The sequence below is a fragment of the Nocardia spumae genome (assembly GCF_020733635.1).
Lineage (GTDB): Bacteria > Actinomycetota > Actinomycetes > Mycobacteriales > Mycobacteriaceae > Nocardia > Nocardia spumae.
This window is the reverse complement of the sequence record NZ_JAJFZL010000001.1, coordinates 6,702,358-6,725,412: the sequence shown is the minus strand read 5'-3', so window position 1 is coordinate 6,725,412 and position 23,055 is coordinate 6,702,358. Positions and strand designations below refer to the sequence as shown.

The window sequence follows — 23,055 nt, the reverse complement described above, 5'->3', positions numbered from 1 at the left end:
ACGCATCGTAGGCACATACCGGAAACACCGGAAAGGACTGGCCAGCCGGCCGACGCTCTATGAACCGCAAGACAGTGTTTCGCAATCTGGCCATAGTCGCGGGCATCTTGCTCGTGATCTATCTGGTCAGCTACTTCAGCAACGACACGCGCGGCTGGAAGAACGTCGATACGTCGGTGGCGCTCACCCAGCTTGCCGATAAGCAGAACGTCAAGCAGGTGCAGATCGATGACAAAGAGCAGCAGCTGCGCATCACCCTGAAACAGGGCAACGACGCCACCGGCGGCCAGTCCCAGATCATGGCCAAGTACCCCGGTGGCAGCGAGGTCTCCGCGCAGATCCTCAAGGATGTGCAGGCATCCGGCGCGCCCTACAACACCGCGGTCAAACAGGACAGCTGGTTCACGCAGATCTTGCTGTTCGTCCTGCCGATGGTGATTCTGCTGGGGCTTTTCGTCTTCGTGATGGCCCGGATGCAGGGCGGCGGCCGCGGCGGCATGATGGGCTTCGGCAAATCCAAGGCCAAACAGCTGTCGAAGGATATGCCCAAGACCACATTCGCCGATGTGGCCGGGGCCGACGAGGCGGTCGAAGAACTCTACGAGATCAAGGACTTCCTCCAGAATCCGGCGCGCTATCAGGCCCTGGGCGCCAAGATCCCCAAGGGTGTCCTGCTCTACGGCCCGCCCGGCACCGGTAAGACGCTGCTGGCCCGCGCGGTCGCGGGCGAGGCCGGGGTCCCGTTCTTCACGATCTCCGGCTCCGACTTCGTCGAGATGTTCGTCGGTGTCGGTGCCTCCCGCGTGCGTGATCTGTTCGATCAGGCCAAGCAGAACAGCCCGTGCATCATCTTCGTCGACGAGATCGACGCGGTCGGCCGCCAGCGTGGCGCCGGCCTCGGCGGCGGTCACGACGAGCGCGAGCAGACGCTGAACCAGTTGCTGGTCGAGATGGACGGTTTCGGCGACCGCACCGGTGTCATCATCATCGCGGCCACCAACCGGCCCGACATCCTGGATCCCGCGCTGCTGCGCCCGGGCCGCTTCGACCGGCAGATCCCGGTCGGCAATCCCGATCTCGCGGGGCGGCGGGCGATTCTGCGGGTGCACTCGCAGGGCAAGCCGATCGCTCCCGATGCCGATCTGGATGGTCTGGCCAAGCGCACCGTCGGTATGTCGGGTGCGGATCTGGCCAACGTCATCAACGAGGCCGCACTGCTCACCGCCCGCGAGCACGGCAATGTCATCACCGGTCCGGCGCTCGAGGAGTCGGTCGACCGCGTGATCGGCGGCCCGCGGCGCAAGAGCCGCATCATCAGCGAACACGAGAAGAAGATCACGGCGTACCACGAGGGCGGGCACACCCTGGCCGCGTGGGCGATGCCGGATATCGAGCCGGTCTACAAGGTCACCATCCTGGCGCGCGGGCGTACCGGCGGTCACGCCATGACGGTCCCCGAGGACGACAAGGGCCTGATGACCCGCTCGGAGATGATCGCGCGGCTGGTCATGGCGATGGGTGGTCGCGCGGCCGAGGAACTGGTGTTCCACGAGCCGACCACCGGCGCGTCTTCCGATATCGACCAGGCCACCAAGATCGCCCGGGCGATGGTGACCGAATACGGCATGAGCGCTCGGCTGGGCGCCGTGCGGTACGGCCAAGAGCAGGGTGATCCGTTCCTGGGTCGTTCGATGGGCACGAACTCGGATTATTCGCACGAGGTCGCCCGCGAGATCGACGAGGAGGTGCGCAACCTCATCGAGGCCGCCCACACCGAGGCGTGGGCGATTCTCAACGACTACCGCGACGAACTCGACGCCCTGGCCACCGCGCTGCTGGAACGCGAGACGCTGCACCGCAAGGACCTCGAACAGGTGCTGTCCACTGTCGACAAGCGGCCGCGCATCACCGCGTTCAACGATTTCGGTGAGCGCGTGCCCTCGGATCGGCCGCCGGTGAAGACTCCCCGCGAACTCGCCGCCGAACGCGGTGAGCCGTGGCCGGACGAGACCGAGGACCAACAGCCCAACCCGCCCGCTCCCGTTCCGGCGCCGCAGCCGGTTCCGGCCAACGGCTATCCGCAGCAGGGGTATCGCGAGCCGACTCCGGCGTACGGCTATCCGGCCCAGCCGCAGCCGGGCAACTATCCGCCGCGGCCGGCCGGCGGGCAGGGATACCCGCGGCAGGGCACTCACGGTTCCCGGCCCGACTACGGCGCCCCGGCCGGCTGGTCGGCTCCGGGCTGGCCGCCGCAGGAGGATTCCTCGGGTGGTCAGCAGCAGGAGTACGGCGGTGCACCGGGGTACGGCGAACCGCAGCGTTACGGTGGCGGCCACCGCCGGCCCGAATGGTCCGGAGATCAAGAGGGCCCTGCGCAGAACGGCAACCAGGATCACGGCGATTGGGACGGACCGAACAGCCGGCGCTGACCGCCTGCGATTAGGCTCGACGGTCGGATGCGACGGGTGGTAGACCGTCGCATCCCCGCGGCGGGAGTTACCGCCGCGAACCGCGCGGTCGGCGCGTTGTTTACGTGATTGTGGAGGTGTCCTCGAATGTCGGCCAACAACGGCGCTCCCGCCGGCCCCGATTCGACGTCCGCGGGTTCCTCCGCGGTCGCGGAGGAACCGGTAATGATCGCCCTGGGGACCGGTCGTCCCTTCGATCAGCAACGGGCCGAGGCCGCGGTACGGGACCTGCTGATCGCGGTCGGTGAGAATCCGGATCGTCCCGGATTGCTCGATACGCCGGCGCGTGTCGCCCGGGCCTATCGCGAGATGTTCGCCGGGCTCTACACGGAACCGGATTCGGTGCTGAACACGACCTTCGACGAAGGTCATCAGGAACTGGTGCTGGTTCGCGACATCCCGATGTACTCGACCTGTGAACACCACCTGGTGTCTTTCCACGGTGTCGCGCACGTCGGTTACATCCCGGGTCCGCTGGGCCGGGTCACCGGCCTGTCCAAACTGGCCCGCCTGGTCGACCTGTATGCCAAGCGGCCACAGGTTCAGGAGCGTCTCACCAGCCAGATCGCCGATGCGGTGATGCGGAAGCTGGATCCGCGCGGTGCCATCGTGGTGGTCGAGGCCGAACACCTGTGCATGGCGATGCGAGGGATCCGCAAGCCGGGGGCCAGCACCACCACGTCCGCGGTCCGCGGACTGCTGCAGACCAACGCGTCCTCGCGTGCCGAGGCGCTCGATCTCATCCTGCGTAAATGAGCGGTCGCCCATGAGCACATTGATCATTCCGCGGGACGGGCGCTCATGTGTGGTGATGGGCGTGGTGAATGTCACCAGCGATTCCTTCTCCGACGGAGGCCGCTATCTCGATCCGGCGCTGGCGGTGGCGCACGGGGTGCGGTTGTACGAGGCGGGCGCGGACATCATCGATGTGGGTGGTGAATCGACCCGGCCGGGCGCGGTGCGTGTCGATCCCGAGACCGAGGCCGCACGCGTGGTTCCGGTGATTCGCGGCCTGGTCGACGCCGGGGTGCCGACGAGTGTCGACACCATGCGGGCGAGTGTGGCGGCCGCGGCGGTCGGGGCCGGGGTGAGCGTGGTCAACGACGTATCCGGTGGCCGGGCCGATGCCGACATGGTGAAGGTCGTTGCCGACGCCGAGATTCCGTGGATCCTCATGCATTGGCGCGCCGATGCCGATCACCGCCACACCGGCGCCGCCGAGCAGTACGACGATGTGGTCGCGGAGGTGCTGGCCGAATTGTCCGCACAGGTGGATCTGGCGATGGCGGCCGGAGTGCATCCCAGCCGGCTGGTCCTGGATCCGGGCCTCGGATTCGCCAAGAACGCCGAGCACAACTGGGCACTGCTGGGCGCACTCCCGGAACTGACGGCCCAGGGGCTGCCGATTCTCGTCGGCGCGTCCCGTAAGCGTTTTTTGGGTTCGCTGCTGGCCGACGAGTCCGGTCCGCGCCCGCCCGACGGGCGTGAGGTCGCCACCGCGACCATCTCCGCACTGGCCGCGGCGCACGGTGCGTGGGGTGTGCGGGTCCACGATGTGCGGTCGTCCATCGACGCCATCGCCGTCGCGGAGGCATGGCGGCGAGCCGCCGATCAGGTGCAGCGGCGAGCCGCCGATCAGGTGCAGTGGCGAGCCGCCGATCAGGTGCAGCGGCGAGCCGCCGATCAGGTTGCGGGGCACGGGCATTCGGATAGTCAGGGGAGCGAGTGAGTACCGATCGCATCGAGTTGCGTGGCTTGCGTGCCTACGGTTATCACGGGTGCTTCGATTTCGAACGTCGCGACGGTCAGGAATTCGTCGTGGATCTGACGTTGTGGATGGATTTCGCGAAGGCGGCGGCCACCGACGATCTCGAGGCGACGGTCGACTACGGCGAGTTGGCGCAGCGGGCGGTGGCGATCCTCACCGGGCCGCCGCGCAATTTGATCGAGACGGTGGCATCCGAAATCGCCGACGAGATCATCCGCGATGCGCGGGTGTCGGCCGCCGAGGTGGTCGTGCACAAGCCCGCCGCCCCGATTCCGCACACCTTCGCCGATGTCCGCGTGGTGGCCACGCGCCGCCGGGATCTGCCGGCGTCCACCCCGGAGGTGGCCGGATGAGCCGTGCGGTGTTGTCGATCGGATCGAATCTGGGGGATCGGTTCGCCCACCTCCGCAGTGTGGTCCACGCACTGGCGCCGCAGCTGGTCGCGGTGTCCTCGGTCTATTCCACTCCGCCGTGGGGCGGGGTGCCGCAGGAGAATTACCTGAACGCGGCTCTCGTGGTCGAGGATCCGGCGTGGGGGCCGCGGGAATGGCTGGAACGCGGTCAGGAATTGGAGCGGCGCTCCGGCCGGGTCCGCGAGATTCGCTGGGGTGCGCGGACATTGGATGTCGATGTGGTGTGGTGCGCGCAGGTTCGGCGTGAGGGGCTGCGTCCGGTCGTCAGCGCCGATCCGACGCTGACCCTGCCGCATCCGCAGGCGCACAATCGGGCCTTCGTCCTGGTGCCCTGGTCGGAGGTGGAACCGGACGCGACCCTGGAGGTGCGGGGACGGACGCGGCCGATCCGGGACTGGCTGGCAGACCTGGAACCCGGTGAGATCGACGGCGTGCGCGCGACCGAGTTGTCGCTGCGCGCGGCGGACCGATGAGTGGCGGCCGGTCATGAACGTGATGAAGCCGACGAAGATTCTGGATCTGCTCGCGAATGTCGCGATCGCGGCCGCGGTGGCGTGGGTGGCCACCCGCTGGGCCTATTCGAGTTTTCCGCCGATCACGGCGATCGCGGGTGCCTCGCTGTATCCGGTCGCCGCCGTGGAGGCGGTGCTGGCGTTCGTGATTCGGGCGCGGGTGGGCGATCACCGTATCGGCGACGGTCCGAAGCAATTGCATCCGATCACCGCCGCTCGCGCGGTGGCGTTGGCGAAGGCGTCGGCACAGGTGGGTTCGCTGGCGGCTGGGGTGTGGCTGGGCTTTCTGATCTGGGTGTTTCCGCAGCGTGGAACGATTCGCGCGGCTGCCGCGGATACCCCCGGTGCGATCGTGGGTCTGGTGGCCGGCGTGGTGCTGGTGGCAGCGGCGTTGTGGCTGGAGTATTGCTGTCGCGCGCCTCATGAGCCACCAGATGAACCAGCTACCTCATAGCTAACAGACTCGATGGACCTGCCGTACCGGCTTCGAGCCGGAGTCGGCTATTCGAGCTACCCTTGCGGGCATGGTTTCACCCTCCCGTAGCAGTACTTCCTCGCGGCAGCGGGACCACGCGGGAAAAATCGTCGTCGGCGTATTGATTCTGCTCGGTCTGATTGCCAGTGTGTTTCTGATTTTCAGCAACAACGTGCAACTGATCCGAGTCGGCTTGGTGGCGGCCCTGTGGGCCGCCGCGTTGGCCGCGTTGGCGGCTACTCGCTACCGCCGAGATGCGGCGATCGATCAGGCCAAGACGCGCGACCTGCAGAAGGTCTACGAACTGCAGCTCGAACGCGAGATCACCGCGCGCCGCGAATACGAGCTCGGCGTCGAGTCGCGGGTGCGCCGCGAGGTGGGCGCGGATGCGGCCGAACTCGCGGCGCTGCGCACCGAGCTGTCGGTGTTGCGGGAAAGTCTGCATCGACTGTTCGACGGCGACCTCCTGGTCGACCGTCCGGCGCTGCGCGCCGAGGCCGTGCGGGTGCAGGAGCTGACCCACGCCGCCATGGCGAACGGTAACTCGCAGGAAACCGACAACTGGGACGCGTGGAGTTCGCCTTCCGTTCCGCTGCATGTGGTGTCTCCGGTGTTCGATCCCGACCATCCCGAGCCCCCGGCCTTCGCCAGCCCCTACGACGATCCGGTCACGGCGGAGACCGCGGTGGTGTCGGCCGAGCCGTCCGAGGAGGACTCCGAGGAAGCCGACGAGACGCGGCAGACGAAGTCCGGGCAGGGTTCCGCGGCTTCGGCCGAGGAGTCGTCGTCCGCGGAGGCGGCGTCGAGCCCCGGCTCCGCGGTGCCGCGGCTGGCTCCGCCGCAGCCCGCTGCGCCCATGGGGACCGCCGGCACGCGCCGGCGGCGTCACGCCGATTCCGATGAGGATCAGCCGGGCCGCAAGCTCACGGTCGCGGAGATCATGGCGAACCTGCGGTCGGAGCAGAACAGCGCCAAGTAATGCACTGAAACAGGTTGCATGTAACGCGCAGTATCGCTAACTTCGCTGGAGGAGTACGCGAAGGAGACACCGCAGATGCTGTCCACTGCTGCCGAGAACACGCCGGTCGATTCCGACTATCACCAGATCCTGCGCGGTCTGTCCGAGGGGTCGGTGCACAAGAACTTCGATCCTTACATCGACATCGATTGGGACTCACCGGATTTCGCGGTCGACCCGACCGATACCCGCTGGATCATGCCGGAGGAGGATCCGCTCGGCCGCCACCCCTGGTACAAAGCGCAGCCGGTGGAGCGCCAGATCGCGATGGGCTTGTGGCGGCAGGCGGGTATCGCCAAGGTGGGACTGGATTTCGAGCAGCTGCTGATCCGCGGCCTCATGCAGTATCTGGTGTCGGTCCCCAATGGTGACCCGGAGTTCCGGTACGTCACCCACGAGGCTGCCGAAGAGTGCAACCACACGATGATGTTCCAGGAGATGATCAACCGCATCGGCGAGGATGTGGTCGGCATGGGCACCATCGACCGCAAGCTGACCATGATCATCTGGCCCGCGGTGAAATACTTCCCGGAACTGTTCTTCACGATGATTCTCGGTGGCGAGGAGCCCATCGACCACCTGCAGAAATCGCTGCTGCGCGCCGGTGCGGACCTGCACCCGATGGTGCAGCGGGTGATGCAGATTCACGTCGCCGAGGAAGCCCGGCACATCTCCTTCGCCCACGAATATCTGCGCCGCAATGTGCCCGGTATGAATCCGGCCACGAAATTTCTGCTGTCGCTGCTGTTCCCGACCGCGATGCGCATCATGCTCGACATGATCATGACCCCGCCCAGGGAATTCGTGGAGAAGTTCGAGATCCCCGCCGGGGTCATGCGCGAGGCCTACTGGAGCAGCCCGAAATCTCGGGCAACCATGCGCAACGTCTTCGGCGACGTCCGCGCTCTGGCGACCAGCAGCGGCCTGATGAACCCGGTCGCGAAGGTGGCCTGGCGCCTGCTCGGGATTGACGGCCCGGCCAGCCGCTATCGCAGCGAACCCGCGCGGTAGCTTCGGCGGTATCGGCCTCGGCGAGCGCAGGCCGCAGGTACTGAGGGAAATATCACGCGCCCCTGCCCTGGTCGCGCTGTGTGGGCTTGCCTATTCTCGACTCGTAACGTCCGGTACCCGCTGTGCGGGACTGGAACGACTTTTCGAGAGGACAATGGTGACCTCTGAGTATTCGCGGTCCGACGAGGCCGGGTATGCACGGCCTGTGGCGGGCGAGAATGCGCACACGGGTCGCGTCGAGGATTCCGATTTTCACGGTTCCGGACTGTCCGAGGGTGATCCGGCGCCCGCTCGGCTGACGGTCGGCATCGTCTCGGCGGGCCGGGTGGGTTCGGCGCTGGGTGTCGCCCTGGAACGCGCCGGACATGTGGTTTTCGGGGTTTCCGCGATTTCGGACGTGTCGCGGCATCGTGCGCGGACCAGGCTGCCGGAGGCGCGGATTCTGCCGGTCGAGGAGATCGCCGCGCGGAGCGAACTGCTGATCCTGGCTGTGCCGGACAGTGAATTGCCCGGTCTGGTGGCCGGTTTGGCGACGTCGGGTGTGGTTCGTCCGGGCACGATCGTCGCGCATACCTCGGGGGCGAACGGGGTGGGCGCGCTGGCGCCGCTGACCGAGTGCGGGGTGCGTCCGCTGGCGATCCATCCGGCGATGACGTTCACCGGCCACGACGAGGACACCGCGCGGCTGGCCAATGCCTGCTTCGGGATCACCGCGGCCGACGAGATCGGTTATGCGATCGCGCAGTCGCTGGTGATCGAGATGGGCGGTGAGCCGGTGCGGGTGCTGGAGGAGCACCGGACGCTGTATCACGCGGCGCTGGCGCACGGAAGCAATCACCTGGTCACGTTGATCGTGGACGCGGTGGCCGCATTGCGGGCCGCGCTGGGCGGGCCGGGTCTGCTGGGCCAGCAGGTGGTCGACGATCAGCCGAACGGCCTGGCCGAACGGATGCTGGCGCCGTTGGCCTCCGCGGCATTGGACAACGCGCTGCGGCGCGGCCTGCCCGCGCTGACCGGGCCGGTCGCGAGGGGTGATGCGGCCGCGGTGTCGGCACATCTGGCGGCACTGCAGGCGACCGATCCGGGCCTGGCCGCCGGCTACCGCGCGATGTCGCTGCGGACGGCGCGGCTGGCGGGCGCGGACCAGGAACTGATCGATCTACTGGAGGCACAGTGAGCGACAATCGCGCAGCGGCTTGCTGTGCCGACCGGGTGCGGGTGTCCCGCAAGGATGCTGGAGGCACAGTGAGCGACAATCGCGCGGGGGTGAAGAAGTTGAGCCCCGAGCAGCTTCGGCAGCTGTATCGCCCGGGTGAGCTGACGGTGGTGCACGAACCGGCGGCGGTCTCCGCGGTGACCTCCGCCCTGCGTGCGGTGGGCCGCACGGTGGCCCTGGTGCCGACGATGGGTGCGCTGCATCAAGGACATCTGGAGCTGGTACGCCGGGCCAAGCGCACCAATCAGGTTGTCGTGGTGTCGATCTTCGTCAATCCGCTGCAGTTCGGCGCGAACGAGGATTTCGACACCTATCCGCGCACGCTGGATGCCGATGTGGCCCTGCTGCGCGAGGAGGGTGTGGCGATGGTGTTCGCGCCCAGCGTCGCGCAGATGTATCCGGAGGGCCCGCGGACGTCGGTGCATCCGGGCCCACTGGGCGCCGAGTTGGAGGGCGCGAGCCGGCCGACCCATTTCGCCGGGATGTTGACGGTGGTGGCGAAGCTGCTGCAGATCGTCCACCCGCACGAGGCGTTCTTCGGCGAGAAGGATTATCAGCAGCTGACCTTGATCCGGCAGATGGTCCGCGATCTGAATTTCGATATGGACATCATTCCGGTGGCGACGGTCCGCGAGGCCGACGGTCTCGCGTTGTCCTCGCGCAACCGCTACCTCGACGATGCGCAGCGCGAGCTGGCGATCACGTTGTCGGCGGCTTTGGTGGCGGGCCGGCACGCGGGGGGCCTGGGGCCCGACGCCGTGCTGGCCGCTGCCCGGTCGGTATTCGACAGCGCTCCCGATGTGGATGTCGACTACCTGGAATTGCGCGGCGCCGATCTGGGACCGATTCCGGACAGCGGTAACGCCCGCCTGCTGGTGGCCGCCCGCATCGGCACGACCCGCCTGATCGACAACATGGCTGTCACCGTCGCGTCCTCCGGAACCGCCGACGGCATGTCCGCTACCCCCTCCCAGCCTGCCCAGGCCGACGCATAGGAAAGGCGACCACGATGTTGCGCACGATGATGAAGTCGAAGATCCACCGCGCCACGGTGACGCACGCCGATCTGCACTATGTGGGCTCGGTGACGGTGGACCCGGATCTGATGGATGCCGCGGATCTGCTCGAGGGTGAGCAGGTCTGCATTGTCGATATCGACAACGGCGCCCGCTTGGAGACCTATGTGATCGCCGGTGAGCGTGGTTCCGGTGTGATCGGAATCAACGGTGCGGCAGCGCATCTGGTGAATCCGGGAGATCTGGTCATCCTGATCGCCTACGGCATGATGGACGAGGCCGAACTGCGCGAGTACCAGCCGCGGGTGGTCTTCGTCGACGACCGCAATCGTCCGGTGGAGCTGGGGTCGGATCCGGCGCACGCCCCGGAGGGTTCGGGGTTGACCTCGCCGCGTTCGCTGACCTTCGCCTGAGCCGCGGGCAGCGGGGCATCGAGGATGCTGCTCACGATCGACGTCCGCAACACCAGTATCGAGATCGGCCTGTTCTCGGGCAGTGGTTCGCACGCCGAACTGGTGCACACCTGGCGGGTGCACACCAACCCACTGTTGACCGCCGACGAATTCGCCATGCAGGTGCGGGGTTTGGTGGGCGATCGGCTGGATCAGGTGATCGGGGTGTCGGCGCTGTCCACCGTGCCGCCGGTGCTGCGCGAGCTGCGCACGATGCTGAGCCGCTACTGGTCTCATGTGCCACACGTGTTGGTGGAACCCGGTGTGCGAACCGGGATTCCGTTGCTGGTGGACAATCCCAAGGAGGTCGGCGCCGACCGGATCGTGAATTGCCTGGCGGCGTATCACCGCTTCGACTCACCGGCGATCGTGGTCGATTTCGGCACCGCCATCTGTGTGGATCTGGTGTCGGCGAAGGGCGAGTTCCTCGGCGGCACAATCGCTCCCGGAGTGGAGATCTCGACCGAGGCGCTGGTGGCGCGCAGTGCTCTGCGCCGGGCGGAGTTGACCCGGCCGCGGTCGGTGGTCGGGAAGAACAGCATGGAGTGCATGCAATCGGGCGCGGTATTCGGATTCGCCGGCCTGGTCGACGGCCTGATCGACCGGATCCGGGACGAATTGGACACCTTCTCCGGTGACGACGTGTCGGTGGTGGCGACCGGTCCGAGCGCGCCGTTGATCGTGCCCGAATCGGAGACGATCGATCATCACGAACCGCATCTGACGCTGGACGGCCTGCGCCTGGTCTACGAGCGCAACCAGCAGCGTCGTCGCACGTGAGCGCCGGACGGGCGCCGCTGTGGAGCGGAGCACACCGCGGTTGCGCATCGGGAACGTCCTGCTAGACTTCGGCTCGTGACTTTCCGCGTGAGCACCCAGGAGTGTTGTCGAGGCTGATTCGCCTCGGCTGATGTCGAGGCTGCGTATCCGCCCTCGGTCATCCCACTACTCCTGGAGCCTCGCTCATGCGTTCCTCTGTTGTCACGGCTGCTATCGACTCCACCGCGACCGTTGATTCCGATCGTCGCCGGTCCGGGCAGTTGCCGCCGGTTCGGTCCGGTACGCGCCTCGCCGCCGAGCTCGCCGAGCGTTCGGTGTCGTCGGCGCTGCCGACCCGGCTGCGTCCGGCGGATCTGTTGCGGCTGACCGATGAGGGTGCCGAGGACGTGCTCGCGGGCCGTTTCGATCATCTGCTGCCCTCCGGTGGCGCCTGGCCGACCGAGAACCGCTGGGCGGTACGGATACTCGCCGACGACGAGGTCGATGTCTGGCTCATCAGCTGGGTGCCGGACCGGTCGACGGAATTGCACGACCATGCCGGATCGCTCGGCGCGCTGACCGTACTGAGCGGCGCGTTGTCGGAATTCCGCTGGAATGGGAAGGAATTGCGTCAGCGCACCCTTTCCGCCGGCGATCAAGCTTCCTTCCCGCTCGGTTGGGTGCACGACGTGGTGCGTGCCCCGGATCAATTCGCGGGCATTCCCGAACCGTCGAATCCGACGTTGTCGGTGCATGCCTATTCACCACCGCTGTCTGCCATGTCCTATTACGAGGTGACCGGTCACGGGACGCTACGGCGCACCCGCTCCGTGCTCACCGATCAGCCCGAAGGCGATGTGAAATGACGCACATGGGGAGCGCCGACCTGGAAGGCGCCGGCTTGCGTAACCACGGAGGGGCCCGCGAAGGCCACATGACTATCGCCGGGATGCTGGACGCCGCTCGTGCGCAGCTGAAGCGCATGTACGCGTTCGAATTGCCGGAGGCGATCGCGCGGGGGGCCTTGCTGGTCGATATCCGCCCGCAGGCCCAGCGGGTGCGGGAGGGCACGCTACCGGGGGCGCTGGTCATCGAGCGCAATGTGCTGGAGTGGCGGCTGGATCCGACCAGTTCGGCCCGGCTGGCGCTGGCCTCCGATCACGACCGCGAATGGGTGGTGGTGTGCTCGGAGGGATACACCTCGAGTCTGGCCGCGGCATCGCTGCAGCAATTGGGGCTGCATCGGGCCACCGATCTGGTCGGTGGCTACCAGGCGGTAAAGGCCGCGGGGCTGCTGTCGGTGGCCGCGGGCGCACCGCATCTGGCCGGTGAGATCAACGCGCTGGTGTCGCTGTAATCGGCCCGGTGAGCGGCGGTCGGGCGCGCGCGAAACGATTTCCGGCGCACGATAGGGTAGTTCGCTGTGAGCACCCCGAACACGCCCTCGTCCGGTGACTCCGCGGGTTCGGTTCCTGCGGGGCAATCCCGTCCTGCCGCAGCGGAAGTCGATCTTCCCGAGCAGATCCGGATTCGGCGCGAGAAGCGTGAGCGGCTGCTCGAGGGAGGTGTCGAGCCGTATCCGGTAGTGGTGCCGCGGACGCACAGCCTCGCCGAGGTCCGGGCGGCCTATCCGGAACTCGAGGCCGATACCAGCACCGGACTGCAGGTCGGAGTGGCCGGCCGGGTCATCTTCATGCGCAATACCGGCAAACTCTGCTTCGCGCAGCTGCAGGAGGGTGACGGCACCAAGCTGCAGGCGATGATCAGCCTGAACGGTGTCGGCGCCGATGCGCTGGCCGCCTGGAAGTCCGATGTCGATCTGGGCGATTTCGTTTTCGTGCACGGCGAAGTGATCTCCTCACGCACCGGAGAATTGAGCGTGATGGCCGATTCCTGGTCGATGGCGGCCAAATCGCTGCGGCCGTTGCCGGTGGCGCACAAGGAGCTGAGCGAGGAATCGCGGGTCCGGCAGCGCTACGTCGATCTGATCGTGCGCCCGGAGGCCCGTGAGATGGCGCGTACCCGGGTCAAGGCCGTGCTGGCGCTGCGGAATGCGTTGGAGCGCAGGGGCTTCCTCGAGGTCGAGACGCCGATGCTGCAGACCTTGCACGGCGGTGCGGCGGCGCGGCCGTTCGTCACCCACTCCAATGCGCTGGATATGGATCTGTATCTGCGCATCGCGCCCGAGTTGTTCCTCAAGCGCTGTGTGGTCGGCGGGATCGAGAAGGTCTTCGAGATCAACCGCAACTTCCGTAACGAGGGCGCCGACTCCACACATTCGCCCGAGTTCGCGATGTTGGAAACATATGAGGCCTACGGGACCTACGACGATTCCGCGCGGATGATGCGGGAATTGATCCAGGAAGTCGCGCAAGAGGTCTTCGGAACCCAGGTTGTCACTCTCGCCGATGGCACGGAATACGACCTGAGCGGTGAGTGGAACACGGTCGAGATGTATCCCTCCCTGTCCGATTCCCTCGGTGTGGAGGTAACGCCGGAAACGACTGTTCCGGAATTGCTCGCGCTGGCCGATCGCGTCGGTCTGGAAATTCCTTCGGACAAGGGTTACGGGCACGGCAAACTGGTCGAAGAACTGTGGGAACATACCTACGGCGACAAGCTCTACGCACCGACTTTCGTGCGTGACTTCCCGGTCGAGACGTCGCCGTTGACGCGTCAGCATCGGAGTAAGCCGGGCGTCACCGAGAAGTGGGATCTCTACGTTCGCGGATTCGAGTTGGCTACCGGCTATTCGGAACTCGTGGATCCGGTGATTCAGCGCGAGCGCTTCGTCGACCAGGCCAGATTGGCCGCTGCGGGTGATGACGAGGCCATGCGTCTGGATGAGGACTTCCTTGCGGCAATGGAGCACGGTATGCCGCCGACAACGGGAACGGGTATGGGAATCGACCGGTTGCTGATGGCGCTCACCGGTCTCGGAATCCGGGAAACGATACTGTTCCCAATTGTGCGTCCCGCGGGGCGCTGAGTACCGGGATTGAATGCCGATTCCCCGTCTTGGAAATTTCGTTTTTAGAGGTATTCTCGACTCGGGCATCGGCCTGGTATCCGGGTCGCACGATTTCGAGAGGACGTTCATCTCATGGCAAAGAAGGTCACCGTTAGCCTGATCGACGATGTCGATGGTGAGTCCATTGCGGACGAGACCATCGAGTTCGCGATCGACGGTGTTTCGTACGAGATCGACCTGTCCGCGGCAAATGCCGCGAAGCTGCGGGACGGGCTGGACGCCTGGGTCGCCAATGCCCGTCGGGTGAGTGGTCGCCGGCGCAGTAAGCCGATCGGTGCGGGTACCGCGGCGCCGAAGGGACGAGTGTCCATGGATCGTGAGCAGAGTGCGGCTATTCGGGAATGGGCGCGGCGCAAGGGCCACAAGGTTTCCGCGCGCGGTCGTATCTCCGCCGATGTCGTGGAGAGCTACCACAAGGAAGTGGGCCGCAACAACTAGTGCGGTCGACAGACCCGGCCGCGGATGCCGCTGCCGCCCGGAGGAATCGTGCGACGTCCGGGCGGCAGCGGCATTTCGGTGTCCGGCGTGGTGATCTTGCTCGGCGTAGCGGTCGCGCGGCACCATGGGCCTATGCATATGACGTCACTGGCGTTCGAGAATCGGGGGTAGCGACGCGGTGACGGAAATACACGAATCATTTCTTCGCTTCACCGACCAGGCGGGCGGGCGGCACGAACTCACCCTGACCCCGGATCGGCAGCGCATCACGATCGGGCGGTCACCGCAGGCGGATCTGGCGCTGTCCTGGGACGCCGAGGTGTCGCGACTCCACGCGGCGGTGGAATATCTCGGCGCACACTGGACCATCGTCGACGACGGGCTGTCGCGCAACGGCACCTTCGTCAACGGGGAGCGGCTGGCCGGGCGGCGCCGGCTGGAGACCGGTGATCGGATCCGGGTGGGTACCTCGATGCTGTCGTTCCACGATTACACCGGGCCGGTCGACGACGCGACCCGGACGTCGGCGGCCTCCATGCCGAGCCTGCGGTCGCTGACCGATACCCAGCGCGCGGTGCTGATCGCGTTGTGCCGGCCGTATCGGGGCAACACCGAATTCGCCACCCCGGCGTCCAATCAGCAGATCGCCGCCGAACTGTATCTGAGCGTGGACGCGATCAAAACCCATCTGCGCACGCTGTTTTCGAAATTCGGTGTCGAGGATCTGCCGCAGAATCAGAAGCGGGTGCGGTTGGCGGCCTTGGCCATTCAGACCGGAATCATCTCGCACCGCGATCTGTGAAAACCGGGACCGGCGGTCCCGGTTACTCGCCGGTATCGGTCCGGCGGGGCCTCCCTTCCGGCTAGCGTGTCGAAACACGTTCTAGTTTGGGAGGGGTCATGAGGCCATCTCGTACGGTGCGAGCGCGGGGCGGACTACGGGGGTTCCCCGGTGCGATGCTGGTCCTGGCCGTGCTGAGCACGCTGTGGGTGACCGCCGCCGGGGCCGCGCGCGCCGACTATCCGGTCGACTACAACTTCTTCTCCGGCATTCCGTACGAGTTGCGGAATCCGGGCGGTTCGCTGCCCGGCGCCAACGACTGGTCGTGCCGTCCCACCTCGGCCCATCCCGAACCGGTGGTGCTGCTGCACGGCACCGGCGGTGGTGCTCAGACGAATTGGGGCGTGTACGCGCCGTTGCTGGCCAACGAGGGTTACTGCGTCTATTCGCTGACCTACGGAGCATTCGACCTGCCGTGGCCGTTGTCGGCGATCGGCGGGATGGCCCCGATTCAGGACAGTGCGAGTCAGGTCGCGGCCTTCGTGGCACGGGTGCGGGCCGCGACGGGTGCGGCGAAGGTCGATCTGATCGCGCATTCGCAAGGCAATATGGTCGGCAACTACTTCATCAAGCGACTGGGCGGCTCGGAACAGGTCGACAAGTTCGTGGCGATCGCGGCGCCGTGGCTGGGAACCTTCGGCCCGGTGATCGACCCGGCTCGCGATCTGGCCCGCCGGCTGGGCGCCGGCCCCGCCTTCGATGCCGCACTCGGCGTCACCCCGTGTGCCGCGTGTGCCCAGATGACGGGCGCCTCGGATTTCGTGCGGGCGCTGAACGCGGACGGCGTCTACGACCCGAATGTCACCTACACCAATATCGAGACCCGATACGACGAGCTGGTGGTGCCCTACACGGTCGCCCTGGTCCCGGGTCCGAAGACCACGAACGTAGTGGTCCAGGACGGATGCGCGGCGGATTTCTCCGAACATGCCGGTATCGCGGGCAGTGACCGGGCCGCGGCCTTCGCCCTGAACGCCTTGGACCCGGCCCATCCCCACGAGGTGCCCTGTCACTTCATCCCGCCGCTGACCGGATAGCTCGAGCGCCCGCCGGGCCGGCCCCCAAGAAAGGCGACAGTCCCACGGGAGGCGTCCCGGCACGCACACAGCGTTTCCGGGGCAGTGCTCATGAGTGGGCAGCTCATGAGTGGGCACGGCGAGACCAAGGGGCCGCGAACCCCCGCCGGAGCGAAGCGGAGGCCGAAGACACAGAATTCAGCTGTGGGCGTAGCCCCTGGGGAAACGATCCGGGGACGGGTTCCGTTATGACTGAATGAGGCGTGTTGTCGCCGGTTCGCAATAGGGTGGACAGACGACGGCCGCGACCCCCGGCAACTAGAGTAGAGGCGGGGGAGGCAACCCCAGGGCTTCATGGCAGGCTGGCGCCACAGGTGTGAAGCACGGACTGCACAGCAGCGCCGGATGTCGTAGATAGCGGAGCAGGAAGTGAGGGAGCGATGTTCGAGAGGTTCACCGACCGCGCGAGGCGTGTCGTTGTCCTGGCCCAAGAAGAGGCTCGGATGCTCAACCACAACTACATCGGCACCGAGCACATCCTGCTGGGCCTGATCCACGAGGGTGAGGGTGTCGCGGCGAAGTCCCTGGAGTCGCTGGGGATTTCGCTCGAGGGTGTGCGCAGCCAGGTGGAGGAGATCATCGGGCAGGGCCAGCAGGCGCCGTCCGGTCACATCCCGTTCACCCCCCGGGCCAAGAAGGTGCTGGAGCTGAGTCTGCGCGAGGCGCTGCAGCTCGGCCACAACTACATCGGCACCGAGCACATTCTGCTCGGCCTGATTCGTGAGGGCGAGGGCGTCGCGGCCCAGGTGCTCGTGAAGCTGGGCGCCGATCTCAACCGGGTGCGTCAGCAGGTCATCCAGCTGCTGTCCGGCTACCAGGGCGGTAAGGAGGCGGTGGAGTCCGGCGCTCGTGGCGAGTCCGGGACCCCGTCGACGTCGCTGGTGCTCGACCAGTTCGGCCGCAACCTCACCCAGGCGGCGCTGGAAGGCAAACTCGACCCCGTCATCGGCCGCTCGAAGGAAATCGAGCGTGTCATGCAGGTGCTGAGCCGCCGCACCAAGAACAACCCGGTCCTCATCGGTGAGCCCGGTGTCGGTAAGACCGCCGTCGTGGAGGGCCTCGCTCAGGCGATCGTCAACGGCGAGGTGCCGGAGACGCTGAAGGACAAGCAGCTGTACACCCTCGACCTGGGTTCCCTGGTCGCGGGCAGCCGCTACCGCGGTGATTTCGAAGAGCGCCTGAAGAAGGTGCTCAAGGAGATCAACACCCGCGGCGACATCATCCTGTTCATCGACGAGCTGCACACGCTGGTCGGGGCGGGTGCCGCCGAGGGCGCCATCGACGCGGCCTCGATCCTGAAGCCGAAGCTGGCTCGCGGTGAGCTGCAGACCATCGGTGCCACCACCCTCGACGAGTACCGCAAGTACATCGAGAAGGACGCCGCGCTGGAGCGTCGTTTCCAGCCGGTGCAGGTGGGCGAGCCGACCGTCGAGCACACCATCAACATCCTCAAGGGTCTGCGTGACCGCTACGAGGCGCATCACCGGGTGTCCATCACCGACGGTGCGCTGGTGGCGGCGGCGACCCTGGCCGACCGCTACATCAACGACCGGTTCCTGCCGGACAAGGCGATCGACCTGATCGACGAGGCGGGCGCCCGGATGCGTATCCGTCGCATGACCGCACCGCCGGACCTGCGCGAATTCGACGACAAGATCGCCGATGCGCGCCGCGAGAAGGAAAGCGCGATCGACGCGCAGGACTTCGAGAAGGCCGCGCGGCTGCGCGACAAGGAAAAGCAGCTGGTCGCCAAGCGCGCCGAGCGTGAGAAGCAGTGGCGTTCCGGCGATCTGGATGTCGTGGCCGAGGTCGACGACGAGCAGATCGCGGAGGTGCTGGCCAACTGGACCGGTATCCCGGTGTTCAAGCTCACCGAGGAGGAGACCACCCGTCTGCTCCGCATGGAGGACGAGCTGCACAAGCGGATCATCGGCCAGGAGGACGCGGTCAAGGCCGTTTCCAAGGCGATCCGCCGTACCCGCGCCGGTCTGAAGGATCCGAAGCGCCCGTCGGGCTCGTTCATCTTCGCCGGTCCGTCCGGTGTCGGTAAGACCGAGCTGTCCAAGGCGCTGGCGAACTTCCTGTTCGGTGAGGACGATGCCCTCATCCAGATCGACATGGGCGAGTTCCACGATCGCTTCACCGCCTCGCGGCTGTTCGGTGCCCCTCCGGGCTACGTCGGCTACGAGGAGGGCGGCCAGCTCACCGAGAAGGTGCGCCGCAAGCCGTTCTCGGTGGTGCTGTTCGACGAGATCGAGAAGGCGCATCAGGAGATCTACAACACCCTGTTGCAGGTGCTCGAGGACGGCCGTCTCACCGACGGTCAGGGTCGTACGGTCGACTTCAAGAACACCGTGCTGATCTTCACCTCGAACCTGGGTACCTCGGATATCTCGAAGGCCGTGGGTCTGGGCTTCGCCCAGTCCAACAACGAGGGCTCGAACTACGAGCGGATGAAGCTCAAGGTCAACGACGAGCTGAAGAAGCACTTCCGGCCCGAGTTCCTGAACCGTATCGACGACGTGATCGTCTTCCACCAGCTCACCAACGAGCAGATCGTGGAGATGGTCGATCTGATGATCAACCGCGTCGCGACGCAGCTGCGGAACAAGGATATGGAGATCGAGCTCACCGACCAGGCCAAGAGCCTGCTGGCCAAGCGCGGTTTCGATCCGGTGCTGGGTGCGCGGCCGCTGCGTCGCACCATTCAGCGCGAGATCGAGGATCAGCTGTCGGAGAAGATCCTCTTCGGCGAGCTGGGCCCCGGTCAGATCGTCTCGGTCGATGTCGAGAACTGGGACGGCGAAGGCGCCGGCGAGGACGCCAAGTTCACCTTCGCCGGTCGGGCCAAGCCCGCGAAGCCGGAGGCCGAGCCGGTGGCGGCGCTGGCCGGTGCCGGTGAGCCGACCCCGGAGGCCTCGGGCGAGTAGTAGTCCGAGCGAGACCGATCGTGCCGGTCACCCCGCAAAGGGGTGATCGGCACGATCCATTTCAGCGGAGGCGCTCGATGATCGGGGCGAACGCGTCGGCGAGGTCGCCGGGAACGATCACCTCGTCGATGCCGTACTCGTCGCGCCGGTGCCGCAGGATGTCGGCGGCGGCGTCGGGATCGCCGGGGAGCAGGCCGAACGAGTTCGCCTCGCGGAGCTGTGCGACGTCGAAGCGCTGACCGGCCGGCGACCACGACGTCACATCACCAACGCCCATGAGCTGACTGGTGAACGCGATCGGGCGATCGGTGTGGTCGCGGACCAGGGAGATCAGCTGCGCGACGTCCCGCTCGCTCGCGTCCGGCAGCAGCGCGGCGACGATGCGATCGGCGAATTCCGCTGCGGCGGTGAGCATTCGCGCTCCGGACGCGGCGACCACGATCGGCGGCGCCGGATCCACCTCGGCGCGCACGGCCGTGACCGTCTCGAGCAGCAGGGCCCGGCGCTGTCCGGGCGAACCCCACGGCCGGCCCAGGCGTTCGGCCTCCGATTCGGCAGCGGGCCGGCCGATGCCGAGCCCCAGCTCGAACCGGCCGTCGGAAAGGAGTTGCAGGGCAGCGGTTTCCCGGACCACCGCGGTCGGCGTGTGGAGCGGGACCGCGATGACGTTGGGGCGCAGGCGCAGCGTGGTCGTCACCGCGGCGGCCGCCGCCAACGCCGGGAACGGGGACGGCGTATTCAGGGTGTCCGGTAGCAGGAGGGTGTGGTAGCCCCGCTGTTCGGCGGTGCGGGCGGCCGCGACCCAGCTGCCGCCGGATCGTGGAACGAGCATGGTTCCGAAACGGATCGTCATGTCACCAGTGTGCTGTCACCCGGGCGTCCCGCCATCGGCGCCGAAGCGGTATCCGTCCTACGCCGCAGGGCGTATCCAGGCCCGGCGGTGGTGGCGAGTGCGCTGGTCCGCCGGTGTCGGTGCGCGGGCGTACGGTGGAGAGCGTTCGAGATATTCGACAGGGGGAGAGACGATGACCAATCCGGATGCGACGCTCATCGCGGTGCTGCTGGACCGCTCCGGGTCCATGCAGTCGATCAAGGCCGATACCGAGGGCGGCTTGGCCGCCTATTTCGAGCAGCAACGCACGCTGCCGAAGCAGATCCAGGTGACGTTGGCGCAGTTCGACACCGAATACGAGTGTGTGTATTCCAATGTGCCGATCGATCGGATCCCGGCGCCGCAGCTGCTTCCGCGCGGCGGTACGGCCCTGTACGACGCACTCGGCAGGCTGGTCACCGATGTGGGCGCCGAATTGGCGGCCCGTCCCGAATCCGAGCGGCCCGGCACGGTCATCGTGGTGGTACTCACCGACGGTCATGAGAATTCCAGCCGCGAATGGACGCATGCGGCGGTGCGTTCGCTGATCACCCAGCAGCAGGAGGTCTACAGCTGGGACTTCCTGTTCCTCGGCGCGAATATGGATGCCGTGGAGATCGGCTCGCGCATGGGCTTCGCGCCGAGCCAGTCGATCACCTATGCCGCGGCGCCCGCGGGTGTCGCCGGTGTATTCGGGGCGGCCGCCGCGTATTCGGCGCGACTGCAGTCCGATCCCGGCGCGGCCCGGCGTGCGGGATTCACCGATTCCGAACGCGAACAATCCAATCCCGGGGACTGATCCGGGACCGCTCCCGTCGCCCTACTGCCAACCGGGCCGGACCAATCCCGACTCGTAGGCCATCACGACCAATTGGGTCCGGTCGCGGGCGTTGAGTTTCAACAGGATTCGGCTCACATGCGTGCGTGCGGTCGCCGGGCTCATGAACAGGCGCTGTCCGATCTCGGCATTGGTGAGGCCCTCGGCCACCAGCGCCATCACCTCGCGTTCGCGATCGGTGAGCTCCGACAGGGCGGCCGTGGGTGCGGGTTTGGCGTGAGTGGCGAATTCGGCGACCAGTCGGCGGGTGACGCTGGGTGAGAGCAGGGCGTCACCGCCGGCGACCACCCGGACCGCCTTCACGAGATCGGCGGGTTCGGTGTGCTTGACCAGGAATCCTGTGGCGCCGGACCGCATGGCCTCGAAGACGTATTCGTCGAGTTCGAAGGTGGTCAGCACCACCACTCGCACCGCGGCGAGGCCGGGGTCGGCGGCGATCTCGCGGGTGGCGGCCAGGCCGTCGAGCACCGGCATCCGGATATCCATCAACACCACATCGGGACGCAATTGGCGGGTCATGCGCAGGGCGTGCTCGCCGTTGTCGGCCTCGCCGACCACCTCGATGCCGTCCTGCGCGTCCAGCAGGGCGGCGAATCCGGCCCGCACCAGCGCCTGGTCGTCGGCCACCAGTACACGAATGCCACTCACGAAACCTCCTGCGTATCAGGGTATTCGGGGGGCGTCGACGCGAGGATCGGCAGGCGCGCCCGGACCCGGAAGCCGCCGTCGTCGCGTGCTGCCGCCGACAGTTCGCCGCCGAGCGCATGGGCACGTTCGATCATGCCCGGAATGCCGTTGCCCCCACCGGCTGTGGATGACTGTGGAGAATTCGCCGGCCGCTCGTTGTCCACAGTGATGCACAGGCCGGTCGGCGAATAGTCCACGGTGACGCCGGCTTCGGCGCCGGGTGCGTGCCGCAGCACATTGGTCAGGGATTCCTGGACGATGCGGGCGGCGGCGACATCGACCACCACCGGCAATCGTCTCGGTGTGCCCGACACCGTCGTACGAACTACCGTCCCGGCGGCTCGGGTCGGAGCCAGCAATGATTCCAGATCGCCGATCCCGACCGCCGGAGCGGTCGGCGCCGCAACGGTTTCCGCACCTGCCCGGATCGACCGCAGCAGGCTGTGCACCTCACCGAGCGCATCGCGGCTGACCTCCTTGATCGCCGACAGCGCCGTGGCGGCCTGCTCGGGTTTGCGGTCCAGCAGTTCCAGCGCCACCGACGACTGCACGTTGATCAGCGACAGACTGTGCGCGAGCACATCGTGCAGTTCTCGCGCGATGGCCAGTCGTTCCAGGGTTGCCCGCTGATCGCGTTCGGCCAGTTCGCGGGCGCGTTCGGCCTCCTCGTTGCGACGGGCCGCCTCGGCGCGCTGGCGCCGGGCGGTCAGCACCGAACGTCGCTGGCGAATGCCCTCGGCGACCGCGATCAACACGACCAGCCAGGCCATGATGCCGACCATCGGCCATCCGCTCGTGCCGTGTCCGCGCAGCGCGGGCCCGGGCCACACCATCAGCAGATAGCCCAGCGGCACCAGGGGATAGGTGTACCAGCGCGAGCCCTGGGCGGCCGCGGTGAGAAAGGCGATGACCAGCGAGATGAAGATCGGGCCGTATCCGTAGCCCGCCAGCAGATAGCCGGCGGTGATCGCGAGCACGGCGACGAACACCGCACGCGGATGAGCGCGCCGCAGCAGCAGTAGCGCCGGTCCGGCCACCAGCAGGGCATATCCGAGCGCGTCCAGCGACCGCAGACCGGACTGGTGGGCGTTTGCGGCATGGCCGGCGCCCACCTGGACGCCGGCGATGATCACGCTCAGCAGCACATCCCAGCCGCGGGGCCGCTTGCTCTGCTCCACAGTCGAAACCGTAACCCCGTCCGAGCGCGCCGCGGGGGTCCGCGGGGGGAATTACGT

23 protein-coding genes are annotated in these 23,055 nt (G+C 66.9%); 20 read left to right on the top strand and 3 right to left on the bottom strand.

The features are described from left to right. The first annotated feature begins 59 nt into the window (after positions 1-59). From ftsH to LKD76_RS29960, 19 genes are all read left to right on the top strand, one after another. Positions 60-2,429: an ATP-dependent zinc metalloprotease FtsH gene (gene ftsH / locus LKD76_RS30050; RefSeq protein WP_227984737.1), complete on the top strand. Its 2,370-nt coding sequence runs from the start codon at positions 60-62 to the stop codon at positions 2,427-2,429. A 126-nt stretch (positions 2,430-2,555) separates the two neighbouring features. Continuing rightward, on the top strand, positions 2,556-3,224 hold the full coding sequence (gene folE / locus LKD76_RS30045; RefSeq protein ID WP_227984736.1) for a GTP cyclohydrolase I FolE: 669 nt from the start codon (positions 2,556-2,558) through the stop codon (positions 3,222-3,224). A 10-nt stretch (positions 3,225-3,234) separates the two neighbouring features. Next, positions 3,235-4,197 (top strand): dihydropteroate synthase, encoded by a 963-nt coding sequence (gene folP / locus LKD76_RS30040; protein WP_227984735.1) that lies wholly within the window; start codon positions 3,235-3,237, stop codon positions 4,195-4,197. Further along, entirely contained in the window at positions 4,194-4,589 is a 396-nt protein-coding gene (gene folB / locus LKD76_RS30035) for a dihydroneopterin aldolase (RefSeq protein WP_227984734.1), read from the top strand. Before folP ends, folB begins: the two co-directional genes overlap by 4 nt. Further along, positions 4,586-5,122 carry a 2-amino-4-hydroxy-6-hydroxymethyldihydropteridine diphosphokinase gene (gene folK, locus LKD76_RS30030; RefSeq protein ID WP_227984733.1) on the top strand — a complete coding sequence of 179 codons (537 nt, stop codon included), beginning with the start codon at positions 4,586-4,588 and terminating at the stop codon, positions 5,120-5,122. The genes folB and folK overlap by 4 nt, the downstream gene beginning before the upstream one ends. A 22-nt stretch (positions 5,123-5,144) precedes the next feature. After that, positions 5,145-5,615, top strand: a complete 471-nt coding sequence (locus LKD76_RS30025; RefSeq protein WP_227985475.1) for a DUF3180 domain-containing protein — start codon at positions 5,145-5,147, stop codon at positions 5,613-5,615. A gap of 70 nt (positions 5,616-5,685) precedes the next feature. Beyond that, a complete protein-coding gene (locus LKD76_RS30020; RefSeq protein ID WP_227984732.1) occupies positions 5,686-6,615 on the top strand; it encodes a DUF6779 domain-containing protein in 930 nt (309 codons plus the stop codon). 75 nt (positions 6,616-6,690) lie between these two features. Beyond that, positions 6,691-7,665 carry an AurF N-oxygenase family protein gene (locus tag LKD76_RS30015; protein WP_227984731.1) on the top strand — a complete coding sequence of 325 codons (975 nt, stop codon included), beginning with the start codon at positions 6,691-6,693 and terminating at the stop codon, positions 7,663-7,665. A 154-nt stretch (positions 7,666-7,819) separates the two neighbouring features. Next, the gene (locus LKD76_RS30010; RefSeq protein WP_443678165.1) at positions 7,820-8,842 is read left to right on the top strand and encodes a Rossmann-like and DUF2520 domain-containing protein; all 1,023 of its coding nucleotides are present in this window, start codon (positions 7,820-7,822) and stop codon (positions 8,840-8,842) included. 68 nt (positions 8,843-8,910) lie between these two features. Next, a complete protein-coding gene (gene panC / locus LKD76_RS30005) occupies positions 8,911-9,876 on the top strand; it encodes a pantoate--beta-alanine ligase (protein ID WP_372465951.1) in 966 nt (321 codons plus the stop codon). Positions 9,877-9,890: 14 nt separating this feature from the next. Beyond that, positions 9,891-10,310 carry an aspartate 1-decarboxylase gene (panD, locus tag LKD76_RS30000; protein ID WP_030517343.1) on the top strand — a complete coding sequence of 140 codons (420 nt, stop codon included), beginning with the start codon at positions 9,891-9,893 and terminating at the stop codon, positions 10,308-10,310. A 24-nt stretch (positions 10,311-10,334) separates the two neighbouring features. After that, entirely contained in the window at positions 10,335-11,129 is a 795-nt protein-coding gene (locus LKD76_RS29995) for a type III pantothenate kinase (RefSeq protein ID WP_227984730.1), read from the top strand. 185 nt (positions 11,130-11,314) lie between these two features. Beyond that, positions 11,315-11,974 (top strand): cysteine dioxygenase, encoded by a 660-nt coding sequence (locus tag LKD76_RS29990; protein WP_227984729.1) that lies wholly within the window; start codon positions 11,315-11,317, stop codon positions 11,972-11,974. 68 nt (positions 11,975-12,042) lie between these two features. Beyond that, positions 12,043-12,465, top strand: a complete 423-nt coding sequence (locus tag LKD76_RS29985; RefSeq protein ID WP_227985472.1) for a rhodanese-like domain-containing protein — start codon at positions 12,043-12,045, stop codon at positions 12,463-12,465. 165 nt (positions 12,466-12,630) lie between these two features. Next, entirely contained in the window at positions 12,631-14,097 is a 1,467-nt protein-coding gene (gene lysS, locus LKD76_RS29980; protein ID WP_227985471.1) for a lysine--tRNA ligase, read from the top strand. A gap of 114 nt (positions 14,098-14,211) precedes the next feature. Continuing rightward, positions 14,212-14,577, top strand: coding sequence for a histone-like nucleoid-structuring protein Lsr2 (locus tag LKD76_RS29975; RefSeq protein ID WP_227984728.1), 366 nt, complete (start codon positions 14,212-14,214; stop codon positions 14,575-14,577). A gap of 178 nt (positions 14,578-14,755) precedes the next feature. Continuing rightward, positions 14,756-15,379, top strand: a complete 624-nt coding sequence (locus tag LKD76_RS29970; protein WP_227984727.1) for an FHA domain-containing protein — start codon at positions 14,756-14,758, stop codon at positions 15,377-15,379. A 155-nt stretch (positions 15,380-15,534) separates the two neighbouring features. Then, the gene (locus tag LKD76_RS29965) at positions 15,535-16,455 is read left to right on the top strand and encodes an esterase/lipase family protein (protein ID WP_372466015.1); all 921 of its coding nucleotides are present in this window, start codon (positions 15,535-15,537) and stop codon (positions 16,453-16,455) included. A gap of 419 nt (positions 16,456-16,874) precedes the next feature. Then, positions 16,875-19,424: an ATP-dependent Clp protease ATP-binding subunit gene (locus tag LKD76_RS29960; RefSeq protein ID WP_227984725.1), complete on the top strand. Its 2,550-nt coding sequence runs from the start codon at positions 16,875-16,877 to the stop codon at positions 19,422-19,424. A 61-nt stretch (positions 19,425-19,485) separates the two neighbouring features. Here LKD76_RS29960 and LKD76_RS29955 read toward each other — a convergent pair whose 3' ends face one another. Next, positions 19,486-20,277: an LLM class flavin-dependent oxidoreductase gene (locus LKD76_RS29955; RefSeq protein ID WP_227984724.1), complete on the bottom strand. Its 792-nt coding sequence runs from the start codon at positions 20,275-20,277 to the stop codon at positions 19,486-19,488. Positions 20,278-20,449: 172 nt separating this feature from the next. On the opposite strand from LKD76_RS29955, the gene LKD76_RS29950 reads away from it, so the two are divergent. Next, positions 20,450-21,094 carry a vWA domain-containing protein gene (locus tag LKD76_RS29950; protein WP_227984723.1) on the top strand — a complete coding sequence of 215 codons (645 nt, stop codon included), beginning with the start codon at positions 20,450-20,452 and terminating at the stop codon, positions 21,092-21,094. Between the two features lie 21 nt (positions 21,095-21,115). Here the strand turns inward: LKD76_RS29950 and LKD76_RS29945 are convergent, their stop codons facing one another. After that, positions 21,116-21,781 carry a response regulator transcription factor gene (locus LKD76_RS29945; RefSeq protein WP_227984722.1) on the bottom strand — a complete coding sequence of 222 codons (666 nt, stop codon included), beginning with the start codon at positions 21,779-21,781 and terminating at the stop codon, positions 21,116-21,118. Next, complete coding sequence (locus LKD76_RS29940; protein ID WP_227984721.1) at positions 21,778-22,998, bottom strand: sensor histidine kinase; 1,221 nt, start codon at positions 22,996-22,998, stop codon at positions 21,778-21,780. Before LKD76_RS29940 ends, LKD76_RS29945 begins: the two co-directional genes overlap by 4 nt. Between the last annotated feature and the right edge of the window lie 57 nt (positions 22,999-23,055).